Below are 15,517 nucleotides of genomic sequence, written 5' to 3'. Positions count from 1 at the left end.
ATCGTCCGATTGTCAACAATCTGCAATCAGCCGCGCGTCAGCAGCCTTCCCTGCGGTGGACCGTCGAAATCGATGCGTCGTCCGGCGAGCCAGGTCGAGCGCACACAGCCCGTCACCGTGCGGTCGTCGTACGCACTCACCGGATTCCTGTGCCTCAGTTCCTCCGCGTGCACCACGAACTCCTGGTCCGGTGCGAACACCGCCAGGTCGGCGTCCTTGCCCACCGCGATCGCGCCCTTGCTCTCCAGTCCGACCTGAGCCGCCGTCGCCGCGGACATCCACCCGACGACGTCGGCGAGAGAGTGCCCACGCCGACGGGCCTCGGACCACACGGCGGCCAAGGACACCTGCAGCGAGGCGATGCCGCCCCACGCGACACCGAAGTCGCCGATGTCGAACCGCTTGAGCTCCGTGGTGCACGGCGAGTGATCGGTGACCACCGTGTCGATCACGCCGTCGGACAACGCCTGCCACAACGCGTCCCGGTTGTCGGCCTCCCTGATGGGCGGGCAGCACTTGAACTGGGTCGCCCCGTCCGCGATCTCCTCCGCCGCGAACGACAGGTAGTGCGGGCAGGTCTCGGCAGTGATCCGCACACCGTCCTTCTTCGCCGCCGCCACGAGCGGCACGGCGTCGGCACTCGACAGGTGCAGGATGTGGACGCGGCATCCCGTCCGCCGCGACGCCGCGATCACGTCGGCGATGGCCGTGTTCTCCGCGGCGCGCGGTCGCGACGCCAGGAAACCTGCGTAGTCCCGGCCGCCGGCGTTCTCGGAGTCGGCGATGATCTGCGCGTCCTCGGCGTGCACGATCAGCAGTCCGTCGAACGAGGCGATCTCCCGCATCGCCTCCTCGAGCTCGTCGGGCGAGAGAGGCGGGAACTCGTCGACACCCGAGTGCAGCAGGAAGCACTTGAAGCCGAAGACACCGGCCTCGTGCATCGCGCGCAGGTCCGGGACGTTGCCGGGTACGGCGCCACCCCAGAAGCCGACGTCGATGCGAGCCTCGGGCTCGGCCACCGCTCGTTTGACGTCGAGTGCGTCGGTGGAGACCGTCGACGGAATACTGTTGAGCGGCATGTCGATCAGGGTCGTGATGCCCCCGGCGGCCGCGGCGGCCGTCGCACTCGCGAAACCCTCCCACTCGGTGCGACCGGGCTCGTTCACGTGCACGTGGGTGTCCACCAGACCCGGGAGCAGTACCTCGTCGTCGGCCAGGTCCACGACGACGTCCGCATCGACGGGATCGTCGTGACCCACGACGGCGACGATGCGGCCGTCCCGCACCCCCACCGTGCACGCCGTCTCGGTACGGGAACCGTCGGCCGCGGTCACGACCGCACGGCGCGCGCGGAACGCGAGATCCCACGCGCTCATGCCGGGGCCTGCTCGGCGAGGAGTGCGCGGTGTTCGGCGGGAAGCCCGTCCCACCAGGCGGCGCGCGCGTCGACGCGGCCACGCTCGTCCGGATCGCCGAACAACCGCAGCCGGGACAGACCCCCGTCCGGGTAGACGTCGAGGCGCAGATGTGTTGCGGCAGGGGCGCCGTCGAGAAGGAACAGGTGCCGCGTGTCGGGCTGGACCGCCGTACGCGGCAGGACCTCGGCCCACGCGGACGGATCCGCGACGTCGGCGACCCGATCGTCGACGGTGCTCAGTCGCACCCAGCCCGGGGCGTTGCCGACGTAGTACGACGTGTCCACCTCCACGTGCCGCGGCACCCCGGCGACACCGAGAGCGAACGTCGCGTGGTCGTTTCCGCCGCCTCGCCGACGCGAGTTCTCCCACCCCTCACCCATGTTCCGGGCACGGCCGGGCAGGATGATGTTGGCCGGAGACGCGTAGAACGCGTCCGAGCACTCCACGAGCCGCCCACCGTGTTCCGCCGCCAGCAGATCGACCGTTCCGGTCAGGAACCGCGGGTCGGGCACCACCTCGCCGTGCACCCGCAACCGCGCCACTCCCCCGTCCGGATAGATCGACAACCGGACGTGGGTCCAGCGACGGGTGTCGGTCACGGGATACAGATTCGCCGTGTCGCCGTCGGCCCGCGACTTCTCGACGATGGTGTGCCACTGCACCGTCGACAGTTCCTCGGCCGAGGGGTAGCCCTCGACGGACGCGGCCTCGACCGACACGAACGGCGGATAGTTGCCGCGGAAGAACGCGGTGTCCACGACGACGCCGTGCACGATGCCCGCCGCACCCAGCCGCACGAGAGCCCAGTCGTGCCCGTCGTCGCGTCGGCGGCGGGTCTCCCAGCCGTCGTACACCTTGCCCTTGTGGCCGAACTCCGACGGATCGAAGAACGGCGCCGTCGGCTTGATCAGGTTCTCGCGCTGCGCGAACAACTCGTCGTTGGCGGCGCTCACCGACCCGCCCAGAGCGCGCGAGGCAAGATCGGGAAAGAGGAGGAAGTCAGCAGCGGCGGACACGACTCATGCTCCCGCAGAGACGGTCTCGTCCGGATCGGGAAGCCCGCGGTAGGCACGCCACCCACCGAGATCCGTGATCTCGGTGAGCTCGGCGGACAGCGAGTCGACCAGGCCCGGTCGCAGCACCACGGCCATCACCGACCGTCCGTCGGCGAGCTCGATGACCGAGAGTTCGAGTTCGACGGGCTCCTCCGGCAGGAAGTCGGTGCGGATGTTCTCCATCGGGACGTCGTACAGCTCACCGGCGATGGAGGCGCCACCGGTCTCGGTCAGCAGCAGGCCGGGGAACTCGTCGCGCACCGCGAAGAACCGGTAGTTCGGCGCCGTCCGCACCGAGCCGAGGAAGGTGTGACTGGAGACGTTGTGGTGCAGGTTGCCGCCACGCATGGCGCCTCCGTTGCAGAACAGTTCGGCCATGGTGTGGGTCCGGTCCTCTCGTTCGGTTCACGCTCGTGCGCTGCCAACGTAACCGAGTTCGCGATATATCTTCCGGCCTGCGGAGCGGGTCTACTCTGAGCGACGCCGAACCCCGTTCCCGTCGAACTCCGGAGCTGCCGTGCGCATCCTCGTCGTCAACGTCAACACGACGCGATCCATGACCGAGGCCATCGGTGCGCGCGCCCGCGAGATCGCGTCGCCGGGCACCACCGTGGTCGCGCTGACGCCGGCGTTCGGGGCCGAGTCGGTGGAGGGCAACTACGAGTCGTACCTCGCCGCCGTCGCGGTCATGGAGACCGTCCGCGCGTACGCGGAACCGTTCGACGCCGTCGTGCAGGCCGGCTACGGCGAGCACGGCCGCGAGGGCCTGCAGGAGCTGCTCGACGTTCCCGTCGTCGACATCACCGAGGCCGCGGCGAGCACCGCGATGTTCCTGGGGCGTTCGTACTCGGTGGTGACCACCCTCGATCGCACGGTCCCGCTGATCGAGGACCGACTGCTCGTCGCGGGCCTGCACACCCGCTGCGCGTCGGTCCGCGCCAGCGGCCTCGGGGTGCTCGACCTCGACCGTGATCCCGACGCGGCGGTGCGCGCCGTCGTCGACGAGGCGGAGCGCGCGGTGCGCGACGACCGAGCCGAGGTGATCGTCCTGGGGTGCGGCGGAATGTCCGGTCTCGACGCCGCCGTGCGGGCCAGGGTCGACGTTCCCGTCGTCGACGGGGTGACCGCGGCGATCACCGTCGCCGAGGGGCTGGTCCGGCAGGGTCTCCGCACGTCCAAGGTGCGCACGTTCGCGCCGCCGCGGAGCAAGTCGTTCGTGGACTGGCCGCCCGCTCGTCGAGACGGCTCGGGTGTCCGAACCACCCGTTAGTGTCGTGCACCATGGCCGATCCTGACACCGCACGTCCCCGCATCACCATCGTCGGCAGCATCAACATGGACCTCGTCGCCCGCACCCCCACGCTGCCCGCACCGGGTGAGACGGTCCTCGGCAGCGCGTTCCGCACCTCCCCCGGCGGCAAGGGCGCCAATCAGGCGGTCGCCGCCGCTCGGGCCGGCGCCGAGGTGGTCTTCGTCGGAGCAGTCGGCTCCGACACCTTCGCGCTCGAACTGCGCGAGACCCTTGTCGGGGCCGAGGTCGACGCGTCGCTGCTGCGCGAGGTCGAGGGCGCGAGTGGCGTCGCGGTCATCACGGTCGACGACGCCGCGGAGAACTCCATCGTCGTCGTGGGCGGTGCCAACGAGACCCTGACCGAGCTCACGGCGGAGGAACTGGCTGCCGTCGCCGAAGCCGACGTCCTGCTGTGCCAACTCGAGACGCCCGTCGCGACGGTCGTCGCGGCGGCGCGACACGCGCGGGCCAACGGCACGCTCGTGTTCCTCAATCCGTCACCGGTGCAACCGCTCTCCGACGATCTGCTGGTTCTCGTCGACGTCGCGATCGTCAACCGCGACGAGGAGAACGCCCTGGGGGTCGACGCACTCGCCCGCATTCCGCACGTGGTCACCACGCTGGGGGCCGACGGTGCCCGCCATCGCAGCGCCGACGGCGTCGTCACCGCCCATCCCTCGCCCGCCGTCGAGGCCGTCGACACCACGGGCGCCGGCGACGTCTTCGCCGGCACGCTGGCCGCCGCGTGGCGCGACGGCCCCGCCGCCGCGGTTCGGCGCGCGTGTGCGGCAGGAGCCGTGGCCACCACGCGCGACGGCGCGGGGTCCTCGGCTCCCACCGTCACCGAGGTCGACCGGGCTCTCGCCGGGACGCGTGACGCATGAGTACCCGTGAGCGCGCACAGGAGCTGCTGACCGACCTCGCCGGCCCCGATGCCGTTCTCCGTGAGGACCAGTGGACGGCGATCGAGGCGCTCGTCGTCCATCATCGACGCGCACTCGTCGTGCAGCGCACCGGGTGGGGAAAGTCGGCCGTGTACTTCATCGCCGCACGCCTGTTGCGCGAGCAGGGGCTCGGACCGACCGTCATCGTGTCGCCTCTGCTCGCGCTCATGCGCAACCAGGTCGCTGCGGCCGAGCGCGCCGGGGTCACCGCCGCCACCATCAACTCGGGCAACGTCACCGAGTGGGACGACGTCCACGCACGCGTCGCGGCCGGTGAACTGGATGTGCTGCTGGTGAGCCCGGAGCGGCTGAACAATCCGGACTTCCGCGATCAGGTGCTGCCCTCGCTCTCCGCGGACGCGGGGCTCGTCGTGGTGGACGAAGCGCACTGCGTCTCCGACTGGGGTCACGACTTCCGGCCGGACTATCGCCGCATCAGGTCGCTCATCGCCGAGTTGCGCGAGGGGGTCCCCGTTCTCGCCACCACGGCCACCGCGAACGATCGGGTGGTCGAGGACGTCGCGGCACAGCTCGGTGTCGGCGGGGCCGACACCACCGTCCTGCGTGGCGGTCTCCAGCGCGAGTCGCTGCACCTGTCCGTGGTCACCATCCCCGATCCGACGGCGCGCATCGCCTGGCTCGCCGACCATCTCGAGACCCTGCCCGGCTCGGGCATCGTCTACTCGCTGACGGTCGCGGGAGCCAACGACCTCGCGGCGCTGCTGCGCGATCGAGGAATGGAGGTGGCCGCCTACACCGGCCAGACCGATCCGACGGAACGCGAAGCGGCGGAACAGGATCTGCTGCAGAACCGTGTCAAGGCGCTCGTCGCGACCTCGGCGTTGGGCATGGGTTTCGACAAACCCGATCTGGGGTTCGTCGTGCACGTGGGTGCACCGTCGTCGCCCATCTCCTACTACCAGCAGGTGGGCCGCGCGGGACGCGCCACCGAGCGCGCCGACGTCGTCCTCCTGCCCGGTCCGGAGGACCGGGAGATCTGGAGCTACTTCGCGTCCGTCGCCTTCCCTCGCGAACACGTCGTACGTCGGGTGCTCGAGGTGCTGGACACCGAGCGCGCCCAGTCCACCCAGGCTCTCGAACCGCTCGTCGAGCTCGGACGCACTCGGCTCGAGATGGTGCTCAAGGTCCTCGACGTCGACGGCGCCGTCCGGCGGGTCAAGGGCGGTTGGCTCGGTACCGGGGAACACTGGCACTACGACCGGGAGCGCTACGAACGACTCGACGAGGCACGGCTGTCCGAGCAGCGCGCGATGATCGAGTACCAGAGCACCGACGAGTGCCGGATGGCGTTCCTGCGCCGGCAACTCGACGATCCGTCCCTCACCGGGGATGCGGAGGCGGACCGGTGCGGGCGCTGCGACAACTGCACCGGGCAGCACCTCTCCGCGGACGTGTCGGCCGATCACGTGGAGTCGACCCGGCGGCGTCTCGATCGACCCGGGCTGGACCTCGCCATCCGCAAGCAGTGGCCGACAGGACTGAAGAAGGTCGGCGTCGAGCTGTCGGGGAAGATCAGCGACGGCCCGGAGACCGGCCGCATCCTCGGCCGCCTCACCGACCCGGTGTGGGGACCACGCCTGCGCGCGCTGACGGACGGCGAGGACGGTCCGGCACCCGACGGGCTGGAGGCCGCGTGCATCAAGGTCCTCGCAGAGTGGACGTGGGACGAGCGGCCCACCGGGCTGATGGTCATGGAGAGCGACTCCCGACCGGCGCTGTTGAACGACCTCGGGGAGCGTCTGGCGAGGGTCGGCAGGCTGGAGCCACTGGGCGTTCTGCACCGTCGGCCCGATGCCCGGCCCGTCTCGGGCGCGAACTCCGCGTTCCGCGTCGCCTCATTGGTGGACGCCTTCGAGGCACCCGATCTGACGGCGCATCGCGGACCCGTCCTGCTGCTCGATCTCTCCACCGACACCGGGTGGACGCTCACCGTGGCGGCGCGGGCGCTCCGGCAGGCGGGGGCCGATGCGGTGCTTCCGTTCGCGTTGATCGGTCGCGGGTAGGCCGGAGGCCGGCCGCGGGTGGTCGGGTAGGCCGGGGACGGGCAGGTAGGCCGAGGATGGACAGAAGGGGTGTCTGTCGGCGCGCGACTAGTGTGACGAGGTGACGACAGCTACTCCCGATGCACCTGGTCGGCTCCCCAATCTCCGCCTCCTCTGGACCTTCATCCGCCCGCATCGCCGGTTGTTCCGGTTCGGTCTGCTTCTCGGTCTGCTGGTCACCGCGTCGTCCCTGGCCACTCCGCTGGTCACCAAACGACTGTTGGACTCCTTCGACGTCCCGGGCGCCACGCGGTCGGCCATCGTCCTGTTGGTCGGGCTCCTCGTCGTGGGGATCATCGTGGGTCTGGCTCAACGCCTGCTCCTGGGAACCATGGCCGAACGCGTCGTGCTCGAGGCGCGATCATCGATGGTGCGGCGGTTCTTCGGCGCCACCATCCCGGCGGTCACCGCTCGTCCCGCGGGCGAGATGCTCACGCGGGTCACGTCCGACACGATGCTGCTCCGCGAGGCGTCGTCCTGGGCGCTGGTCGAGATCGTCAACGGCAGCATCGCGATCGTGGGTGTCATCGTGCTCATGGCGACCCTCGACCTCCCCCTCCTCGGGACGGCTCTGCTCGGCATCGGTCTCATCGGTGTCGCCGCCGGGTTCCTCATGCCGAAGGTGGCTCGCGCTCAACGCAATGCACAGGAGGCGATGGGTCGGCTCGGCGGCATCCTGGAGGGCGCGTTGCGCGCCGTTCGCACGGTCAAGGCCAGTCGGGCGGAGAGTCGTTCGAGCGAGCTGGTCATCGAGGAGGCCCGCGTCTCGGCGTCCTACGGTATCCGGGCAGTGCGTCTCGAAGCCTGGGCGTGGACCATCACCGGTTCCGGGATCCAGCTCACCATCATCGCGGTGCTCGGCGTGGGCGCGTATCGGGTGAGCTCGGGAGCGCTGGCCGTCTCCAGCCTGGTCGCGTTCCTGCTCTACGCGTTCCAGTTGGTGGGCCCGGTCGCCCAGCTCACGCTCTACGTCTCGCAGCTGCAGCGCGGCATCGCCGCCGCGGCCCGCATTCGTGAGGTGCAGGTGATGGACCTCGAGAAGGAGGCGCCCACCGCGGTCGCGGACCTGCCGGCGAGCGCGGAGGTCTCGGCGCTCACCCTCACTCGGGTCACGGCCGGGTACGGCGACGAGGGCGCCGCGGTGAACGCGATCGACATGAGCATTCCGTCGCGCGGCCACACCGCCGTCGTCGGGCCGTCGGGCGCCGGCAAGACGACGCTGTTCTCGTTGATCCTGCGCTTCCTCGAACCGCGGGACGGCGAACTCGCCCTGAACGGTGTCCCGTACTCGGCCTTGTCCCACAGTCAGATCCGCGCGCGCATCGGCTACGTCGAGCAGGCCACACCCACACTGCCGGGCACGATCGCCGACAATCTCCGGCTCACCCACCCGGACGCGACCGACGCCGAGCTGTGGGCGGCACTCGAACGCGTGCGGCTGGCCGAGAAGATCGAGCTGTTGCCGGCCGGTCTCGCCACCGAGTTGCGCGACTCGGCGGTCTCGGGCGGCGAGCGTCAGCGCATCGCGTTGGCCCGTGCCATCGTCCGCCCACCGGACATCCTGCTGTTGGACGAGGCCACCGCGCAGGTGGACGGCATCACCGAGGCCGCCATCCACGACGCCATCCGCGACCTGTCGGTGCACGGTGCCGTGGTGACCATCGCGCACCGCCTGTCGACGGTCATCGACGCGGACACCATCTTCGTGCTCGAGCGCGGACGTGTCCGGTCGAAGGGAACGCACCGCGAGCTGCTCGACACCGACACCCTGTACCGGGATCTCGTCGAGGCGCTACGTATCGCCGTCTGACGCCGCGGCCACCAGCCGTCGGGCCGTCTCGTCGGCCGACGTCGGATCGGTGTCGACGGCGGTGACGCGCACCCCGGTGCCGACCAGGTCGCCGGCAAGTTGCGCGGCGAGCCGATCGATGACGACGGAGGCCAGCGACGACGCGTCCAGCCCCGCGTCGCCTGCGGTCGGCAGGCAGCGCGGAACGAGGATGAGACCGGAGTGCTGGCACACCATGTGCCGTGCGGCCGCCCGCGCGGTGATGAAGTGGGCACGCAGCGCGTCCAGGACCGGACGTTCGAGATCCGCGACCTCGGTGCGATCGAGCCGACGCGCCGACGCTTCGGAGTGGGTCGAACGCGACGCCCGGCCAGGGATGATGACGTCGATCGACACGTCGATGCTCCCGGAGCAGGCGGCGACGACGTCCACGTACTCGTCGACGTCGACCTCGTCCAGCACGTCGATGACGGCCGCCTCGGCGTGGCCACCGTCCGCGCGGATGATGTCGACGACGTGCTGCATCTTCGTCCGGGAGCGGCCCGCGAGGTGCACGCGCGCTCCGTCGCGGGCCAGGGCGACGGCCAGCCGGCTCCCGACGACACCGCCGCCCCCGTAGATCAGTGCGTTGGCTCCGTCGAGCAGCACGTCACGCTCCTCCGCCCACCCGGCGCCGACAGGTATTCCTGCCGCGGGATCGTCCGGCCGGTGGTCCTAGCGTACGGAGGACGAGACGCTGTCGTCCTCGGTTCGGTCGGCCTCGTCGGCGTCGTTCTCGACAGCCGCATCGGCGCCGTGGTCGACCGGTTCCGCGTCGTCGATCGTGCGATGCGCGGCCAGGACGGCCACCGATACAGCCACCGTGACCAGTGCGGCGATCACCGACACGAGCGAGGTGACGATGCTTCCGCCCGCGGCGGCGTTCTCCAACGACCGGACCAGTTGGCCGAGGGGGGTGAAGAGTCCGACCGTGTCGGGCAGACCACCGACCCCGCGCAGGACCAACCCGCCGAGCACCACCTGGACGAGCCCGAGGACCCCGAGCACCACTCCGGCACGGACGGCTCCGAGTGCGGTGCGCAGTGCACGCGCCGCAGTGGCCACCGCGGCGACCCAGACTCCGATCAGGACGGTCGAGACCATCGAGCCCGAGAGACTCGCGCCGGTGTCGGCGAACGTCAGGGCCAGCACCATCGTCGACGCGGTGGCCACCGCCCCCAGGACCGCGGCGCGGGCGCGCGGGACGAAGAATCCGACGAGCGCTGCTGCGACGAGCGCGAACGCCGCCGCGAGGTACGGCCACGCGTCCGAGGCGGACCGCACCACGTACGAGGTACCGCCGCCGGCCGGGTCGGGTTCGATCCGCTCTGCTGCCGGCAGCGAGGTGGACGCTTTCTCCACGTTGGTGCGCAGGGTGGAGAACATGGTCTCCATCGGGCCGACTCCCCCGACCAGGCGCGTGGTGCCGTCGACGAGGCGTACCCCGCCGTCGTCGAGCAGGACGAGGCCGTCGCGCAGCTGCGCGGATCCGTCGGTGGCACGCACCATGCCGTCGACGAACTCCGAGGACGGGTCGTCGAGTTGGTACGCCACGGTGCGCGCACCGTCGCGCAGCGTCTGCAGGTCGGTCATCACCCCGGCGTTCAGTCCCTGGGTGCGCAGCAGGTCGAGGACCGGCCGCAGCTGATCCGCGGACGCGGCGGCGCCCGGATCGGTGGACGCGGCGAGCGAGTCGAGAGTCTGCTGAACGATCAGTTCGATCTGGCCCTGCGCGGCTCCGACGCCGGTGAGCGCACCCACCACGCGATCCACTCCTCCGCTCACCTGCGACGAGCCGTCACCGAGCTGCCAGAGGCCGGCTCGGAGCTGGGTCATGCCGTCGGCTAGTTCGGCCGAGCCGTCGCGGGCCTGGTGCAGGCCGTCGGACATCTGGTGAGCGCCGTCGTCCAGCTCCACGCTGCCGTCGGACAGCTCGGCCATACCGCCACTCAGGATCTGCAGCGGCAGGACCGTGTTGGTCAGGGCGGCACGACTCGACCCGAGCGGGTCCGTCGTCGACCCGCCCGCAGTGGCGGCGACGGAAACGGTGCCGGTGGTGGCGGGGCGATCGGTCTGCGTGACCCAGAACACTCCGGCCGCCACGGTGGGGAGCAGAACGGCGAGCACCATCGCGACGGGGGTCGAGCTGGCTGCACCGACACGTGCAGCGGCGCCTCGCAGTCGGGCGGGCCGGGGAAGTCTGACCGTGGGAGTCATAGTGTGCCGGACATTAGCCATCACCGAACGGGAACGGTGGGTGCCTCGCCGGGCTCTGACCATTTATTTCACCGTCGTCGAGACCATTCAGTCTTGATCACCCTGTTCACACTGGTCACAGCAGCCCCACGCCGCGGTGCCGCTGCGAGGGTTCCCGCGCCTCCCGCGGGCCGCGGCAGGCCCCCGAGTCGCCGGCGAACGCATCGTCGTGTGACCACACTCACAAGGGGCGAACGTACTGGCGATAGGCGTGCCATTCTCGTGCCTGACGACGAGGGCGCCTGACATGTCCGGTCAGCCTTGTTACGTTCGTCTGCAATATGACGCCAGTGTTACAGAGAGCCGCCCCGACCGACGACATCGATTTCTCGTTCCGCCCACCACGCGTGGCCGACGGGACGCGATTGTGGGAGATCGCGAGGGACTCCCGAGTACTGGACGTCAATTCCAGTTACTCGTACGTGCTGTGGTGCCGCGATTTCTCCGACACCTCGATCGTGGCAGTGGACGCCGACGACCGTCCGGTCGGCTTCGTCACCGGATACATCCGTCCCGACGCCGACGACACCCTGTTCGTCTGGCAGGTGGCGGTCGACTCCGACCAGCGCGGGCACGGCCTGGCCGTGCGCATGCTGCAGGGCCTCGTCGACCGCACCACCCCACGCGGAGCACGCCTCCTCGAGACCACCATCAGCCCCGACAACGACGCGTCGATCGCCCTCTTCACATCTTTGGCGCGACGACGCGACACCACCATCACCCGACGAGATCTGTTCGCAGCGAACGACTTTCCCGACAGCCACGAGCCGGAGGACCTCTACACGGTCGGCCCGTTCGACGGCACGCTCGCCGACACTTCCGACGACCACACCCGAAGGACCTCGATGACCACCAGCATCACCCCGACCGACACCACCACCGACATCTTCGAGGCCCGCGAGTCGCAGGTCCGCAGCTACAGCCGACAGTGGCCCGCAGTGTTCGACACCGCGCAGGGTTCGTGGATCACCGACGAGAACGGCCGTCGCTACCTCGACTTCTTCGCCGGAGCCGGTGCGCTCAATTACGGCCACAACAATCCCGTGCTCAAGCAGGCACTGGTCGACTACATCATGCGGGACGGCATCACGCACGGTCTCGACATGTCCACCGTCGCGAAGCGTGAATTCCTCGAGTCGTTCACCACGCGCATTCTCGAGCCCCGCGGGTTGGATTACAAGGTGCAATTCCCCGGACCCACCGGAACGAACACCGTGGAAGCCGCGCTCAAATTGGCGCGAAAGGTCACCGGCCGTTCCTCGGTCATCAACTTCACGAACGCGTTCCACGGCATGACGCTCGGCGCTCTGTCCGTCACCGGCAACTCCATGAAGCGCGCCGGCGCCGGCATCCCGCTGGTCCACGCGACCCCGATGCCGTTCGACAACTACTTCGGCGGTGCCACGGACGACTTCCAGTGGATGGAACGAGTGCTGGACGACTCGGGAAGCGGCATCAACCGCCCCGCGGCCGTCATCGTCGAGACGGTCCAGGGTGAGGGCGGCGTCAACGTCGCCCGTGCCGAGTGGCTGCGCGGGCTCGCAGATCTGCTGAAGCGCCGCGACATCCTGCTCATCGTGGACGACGTGCAGATGGGCGTCGGCCGCACCGGGCCGTTCTTCTCCTTCGAGGACGCCGGCATCGTGCCGGACATCGTCACGCTGTCGAAGTCGATCGGCGGCTACGGCATGCCGATGGCACTGACGCTCATGCGCCCGGAACTCGACGTCTGGGGTCCCGGCGAGCACAACGGCACGTTCCGCGGCAACAGCCCGGCCTTCGTCACCAGCAAGGCCGCGCTCGACCACTACTGGGCCGACGGCGCGTTCGAGGCGTCGATCCTGGCCAAGGGCGAGCGGATCCAGGACGCGTTCATCGATCTCTCGGCCCGCTTCGAGGGTCTGAGCACCCGCGGTCGCGGCATGGTCCAGGGTCTCGTGTTCGACGACGCGGAGAAGGCGTCGAAGGTCACCGCGCTCGCCTACGACAAGGGCCTGCTCGCCGAGACGTCCGGACCCTCCGACGAGGTGGTGAAGCTGCTTCCGCCGCTCACCATCACCGAGGAGGATCTCGATCACGGCCTCGGCATCCTGGCCGACGCCACCGCGACCGTCTGCTCCTGACCGAATCGCGTTCCGCACGTCCGCACAGCACGAGGAGGACCACATGATCGTTCGCACCACCGAGGCCATCACCGGAACCGAGCGCGACATCGCGAGCGAGGACGGCCAGTGGCGGTCCAAGCGGATCGTCCTGGGCGGTGACAAGGTCGGGTTCTCGTTCCACGAGACCACCATCGAGCCGAACACCGTCAACAACTTCCATTACGCCAACCACGTCGAGGCCGTCTGGCTCATCGAGGGCGAGGGCACGCTCACCGACCGCGAGACCGGTGAGACGTACGACCTGGGTCCGGGATCGATGTACCTGCTGAACGGGCACGAGCGTCACACGGTGGAGACGCGGACCCGCATGCGGATGCTGTGCGTGTTCAACCCGCCCGTCGTCGGCAACGAGCGTCACGACGAGAACGGCGTCTACCCGTTGATCGAGGTTCCTGCCTGACGCCACGGGCCGACCGGACATCCCACCCCGCCGCTCCACCCCAGCCCGCGCGGCGACCTACTCTGGAGACGTGACCTCGGTTTCCCCACGCTCTCTCGATCGGTCGCCGCGCAGCGCCCTCTCTCTACAGGACGCGATGGCCGACGGCCGCGTCGTCGCGCTGACCGGTGCCGGGATGTCCACGGACTCGGGAATTCCCGACTACCGGGGCCCGGACTCTCCGCCGCGCAACCCGATGACGTTCCAGCAGTTCATCGGCGACGACGATTTCCGACGTCACTACTGGGCTCGCAACCACGTCGGCTGGCGCCACATGGACGCCACCCGCCCCAACGCCGGGCACCGCGCCCTCGCCGAGCTCGAGCGCGTGGGTACCGTCTCCGGCGTCATCACGCAGAACGTCGACATGCTGCACACCAAGGCCGGCTCCCGCTCGGTGATCGACCTGCACGGTGTGTACGGCCGGGTCCGTTGCCTCGACTGTGATCGCCTCGTCTCCCGCGTGGCTCTCGACGAACGTCTGACCGCTGCCAATCCCGGCTTCATCGAGTCCGTCGTCGGTGCCGACGGCGTCGAGATCGCCCCGGACGCCGACGCGATCATCGAGAGCACCGCCCACTTCCGCATGGTCGGATGCGAGGTGTGCGGCGGCATCCTCAAACCCGACATCGTCTACTTCGGTGAGAGCGTGCCCAAGCCGCGCGTCCGGAGCGCCTACGACATGGTCGACGCCGCGCGCTCGCTCGTGGTGCTGGGGTCCTCGCTCACCGTCATGTCCGGACTGCGCTTCGTCCGGCACGCGTGGAAGAACGACATCCCGGTGTTCATCGTCAACCGAGGACGCACCCGCGGGGACGAGTTCGCCGCCCAGAAGATCGAGGCCGGCTGCTCCGAGGTCCTGGCGTCCTTTCTGTGACGGACGGCAGGACCGTCGGCGGTGCCCCGTGGGCCGTCGCGGCGATCTTCTTCGTCAACGGTGCGGTGCTCGGTAACTGGGCGCCGCGCCTGCCTGCGATCCGCGATGCTCTCGAACTCGACGCGTCGGTGCTCGGTCTGGCGCTCGCGGGAGTCGGCACCGGCGGCCTTCTCGCCACTCCCCTGGCCGCCGTCGGTATCCGGCGGCTCGGCAGTCACCGAGTCGTCCTGCTCTCCGCGACGGTGCTGTGCCTGGCGTTCGTACTCCCGGCACTCGCCGGGACGTGGTGGGCACTGGCACTCGCTCTCGCCGTCCTGGGCGGGGCCGACGCCGTCATGGACGTGGCGATGAACGCGCAGGGGGTGATCGTCGAGAAGAACCGGCGGCGTTCGCTTCTCAACCGATTCCACGCGGCGTGGAGCGCAGGGGCCGTCACCGGCGGCCTCACGGGCGCCGCCGCGGCCGGGATCGGACTCGCCGTGCTCGTCCACTTCGCTCTCGTCGGTGGGGTCCTGCTGGCGCTCGCGCTGGTGGCTCACCGCTCGCTGGTTCCCGACGGACGCGCCGTGCCCGACACCGTCCCTCGACCGTCCGGCCGAGGGCCACGGCGCGTGTTCTCCGGCGCCCTGGCGTTGCTCGGAGGGCTCGTGTTGGTGTGCGCCCTGGTCGAGGACGTGCCGCAGTCCTGGGGTGCGATCTACTCCACCGATCTCGGGGCCGGGCCGGGACTGGCGGGTCTCACCGTCGTGGCCTTCTCGTCCGCGATGTTCGTCGGACGCCTCGTCGGTGACGCCGTGGTGGACCGCGTCGGACGCCACGCCGTGCTGATGGGCGGCGCACTGCTCATCGCGGCCGCGTTCCTGGCGGCACCCGTGGTGAGTTCGCCCGTGATCGCCCCGGTGATGTTCGCCGTCGCGGGATTCGGTGCGGCACCGATCTTTCCGGCTGCGTTCGGGTTGGCCGGACGACTCCCCGGCATCACCGCGGGCACGGCCCTCACAGTGGTGTCGCTGATCGCCCGGATCGGGGTGCTGCTGGCACCCGTCGCGTTCGGCTCTCTCGCGGAGCTGACCGGCTTCGGCTGGGCGTTGTGGTCGATGGTCGCGGCCGGTGTCGCGGTGGCGCTGCTGGCCCTCGCACTCCGGCGCGTGCTCGCCGCCTCGGCTCCGGCCTGACCGGTC

Annotated in this window: 13 protein-coding genes and 1 pseudogene; 9 read left to right on the top strand and 5 right to left on the bottom strand. The window is 69.9% G+C overall.

Annotated elements, in window-relative coordinates:
• Positions 1–26 precede the first annotated feature (26 nt).
• From allB to BR07_RS0112145, 3 genes are read right to left on the bottom strand one after another with little or no spacing between them, the layout of a single operon-like run.
• Entirely contained in the window at positions 27–1,376 is a 1,350-nt protein-coding gene (gene allB / locus BR07_RS0112155; protein WP_027505682.1) for an allantoinase AllB, read from the bottom strand.
• Entirely contained in the window at positions 1,373–2,434 is a 1,062-nt protein-coding gene (gene alc, locus BR07_RS0112150; protein WP_027505681.1) for an allantoicase, read from the bottom strand. Before alc ends, allB begins: the two co-directional genes overlap by 4 nt.
• 3 nt (positions 2,435–2,437) lie before the next feature.
• Complete coding sequence (locus BR07_RS0112145) at positions 2,438–2,851, bottom strand: allophanate hydrolase-related protein (protein ID WP_027505680.1); 414 nt, start codon at positions 2,849–2,851, stop codon at positions 2,438–2,440.
• Positions 2,852–2,990: 139 nt separating this feature from the next.
• Between BR07_RS0112145 and BR07_RS0112140 the strand changes: the two genes are divergently transcribed.
• The 4 genes from BR07_RS0112140 to BR07_RS0112125 all read left to right on the top strand — a co-directional run bounded on the left by BR07_RS0112140 (position 2,991) and on the right by BR07_RS0112125 (position 8,581).
• Positions 2,991–3,743, top strand: coding sequence for an aspartate/glutamate racemase family protein (locus BR07_RS0112140; protein ID WP_027505679.1), 753 nt, complete (start codon positions 2,991–2,993; stop codon positions 3,741–3,743).
• 11 nt (positions 3,744–3,754) lie between these two features.
• Positions 3,755–4,648: a PfkB family carbohydrate kinase gene (locus BR07_RS0112135; protein ID WP_027505678.1), complete on the top strand. Its 894-nt coding sequence runs from the start codon at positions 3,755–3,757 to the stop codon at positions 4,646–4,648.
• Positions 4,645–6,732 (top strand): RecQ family ATP-dependent DNA helicase, encoded by a 2,088-nt coding sequence (locus BR07_RS0112130; RefSeq protein ID WP_027505677.1) that lies wholly within the window; start codon positions 4,645–4,647, stop codon positions 6,730–6,732. The genes BR07_RS0112135 and BR07_RS0112130 overlap by 4 nt, the downstream gene beginning before the upstream one ends.
• Before the next feature lie 100 nt (positions 6,733–6,832).
• Positions 6,833–8,581 (top strand): ABC transporter ATP-binding protein, encoded by a 1,749-nt coding sequence (locus tag BR07_RS0112125; RefSeq protein ID WP_027505676.1) that lies wholly within the window; start codon positions 6,833–6,835, stop codon positions 8,579–8,581.
• Here BR07_RS0112125 and BR07_RS24345 read toward each other — a convergent pair.
• Both BR07_RS24345 and BR07_RS26265 read right to left on the bottom strand, forming a co-directional pair.
• Positions 8,564–9,208: an SDR family oxidoreductase gene (locus BR07_RS24345; RefSeq protein ID WP_051613342.1), complete on the bottom strand. Its 645-nt coding sequence runs from the start codon at positions 9,206–9,208 to the stop codon at positions 8,564–8,566. The two genes, BR07_RS0112125 and BR07_RS24345, sit on opposite strands and share 18 nt — an antisense overlap.
• Positions 9,209–9,274: 66 nt before the next feature.
• The gene (locus tag BR07_RS26265; protein WP_197027783.1) at positions 9,275–10,816 is read right to left on the bottom strand and encodes a hypothetical protein; all 1,542 of its coding nucleotides are present in this window, start codon (positions 10,814–10,816) and stop codon (positions 9,275–9,277) included.
• A 320-nt stretch (positions 10,817–11,136) separates the two neighbouring features.
• On the opposite strand from BR07_RS26265, the pseudogene ectA reads away from it, so the two are divergent.
• The 5 genes and pseudogenes from ectA to BR07_RS24335 all read left to right on the top strand — a co-directional run.
• A pseudogene (ectA, locus tag BR07_RS27605) lies at positions 11,137–11,640 on the top strand (diaminobutyrate acetyltransferase); the annotation flags it as partial.
• A gap of 60 nt (positions 11,641–11,700) precedes the next feature.
• Positions 11,701–12,978 (top strand): diaminobutyrate--2-oxoglutarate transaminase, encoded by a 1,278-nt coding sequence (ectB, locus tag BR07_RS0112110; RefSeq protein WP_027505675.1) that lies wholly within the window; start codon positions 11,701–11,703, stop codon positions 12,976–12,978.
• Positions 12,979–13,021: 43 nt separating this feature from the next.
• Positions 13,022–13,420 (top strand): ectoine synthase, encoded by a 399-nt coding sequence (locus tag BR07_RS0112105; RefSeq protein WP_027505674.1) that lies wholly within the window; start codon positions 13,022–13,024, stop codon positions 13,418–13,420.
• Between the two features lie 136 nt (positions 13,421–13,556).
• Complete coding sequence (locus tag BR07_RS0112100; RefSeq protein ID WP_027505673.1) at positions 13,557–14,336, top strand: Sir2 family NAD-dependent protein deacetylase; 780 nt, start codon at positions 13,557–13,559, stop codon at positions 14,334–14,336.
• Complete coding sequence (locus BR07_RS24335; RefSeq protein WP_051613340.1) at positions 14,333–15,511, top strand: MFS transporter; 1,179 nt, start codon at positions 14,333–14,335, stop codon at positions 15,509–15,511. Before BR07_RS0112100 ends, BR07_RS24335 begins: the two co-directional genes overlap by 4 nt.
• Positions 15,512–15,517: the final 6 nt, after the last annotated feature.

The sequence above is a fragment of the Rhodococcus sp. UNC23MFCrub1.1 genome (assembly GCF_000686025.1).
Taxonomy (GTDB): domain Bacteria; phylum Actinomycetota; class Actinomycetes; order Mycobacteriales; family Mycobacteriaceae; genus Rhodococcoides.
The sequence above is the reverse complement of the archived record's forward strand: the minus strand, read 5'-3'. Positions and strand labels throughout refer to the sequence as shown.

What these genes read in the sequence shown, in the direction of transcription:
- BR07_RS0112105 (WP_027505674.1), top strand. Translation starts at nt 13,022, where the DNA reads ATGATCGTTCGCACCACCGAGGCCATCACCGGAACCGAGCGCGACATC.
- ectB (WP_027505675.1), top strand. Translation starts at nt 11,701, where the DNA reads ATGACCACCAGCATCACCCCGACCGACACCACCACCGACATCTTCGAG.
- BR07_RS0112145 (WP_027505680.1), bottom strand. Translation starts at nt 2,851, where the DNA reads ATGGCCGAACTGTTCTGCAACGGAGGCGCCATGCGTGGCGGCAACCTG.
- BR07_RS0112100 (WP_027505673.1), top strand. Translation starts at nt 13,557, where the DNA reads ATGGCCGACGGCCGCGTCGTCGCGCTGACCGGTGCCGGGATGTCCACG.
- BR07_RS0112130 (WP_027505677.1), top strand. Translation starts at nt 4,645, where the DNA reads ATGAGTACCCGTGAGCGCGCACAGGAGCTGCTGACCGACCTCGCCGGC.
- allB (WP_027505682.1), bottom strand. Translation starts at nt 1,376, where the DNA reads ATGAGCGCGTGGGATCTCGCGTTCCGCGCGCGCCGTGCGGTCGTGACC.
- BR07_RS0112135 (WP_027505678.1), top strand. Translation starts at nt 3,755, where the DNA reads ATGGCCGATCCTGACACCGCACGTCCCCGCATCACCATCGTCGGCAGC.
- BR07_RS26265 (WP_197027783.1), bottom strand. Translation starts at nt 10,816, where the DNA reads ATGACTCCCACGGTCAGACTTCCCCGGCCCGCCCGACTGCGAGGCGCC.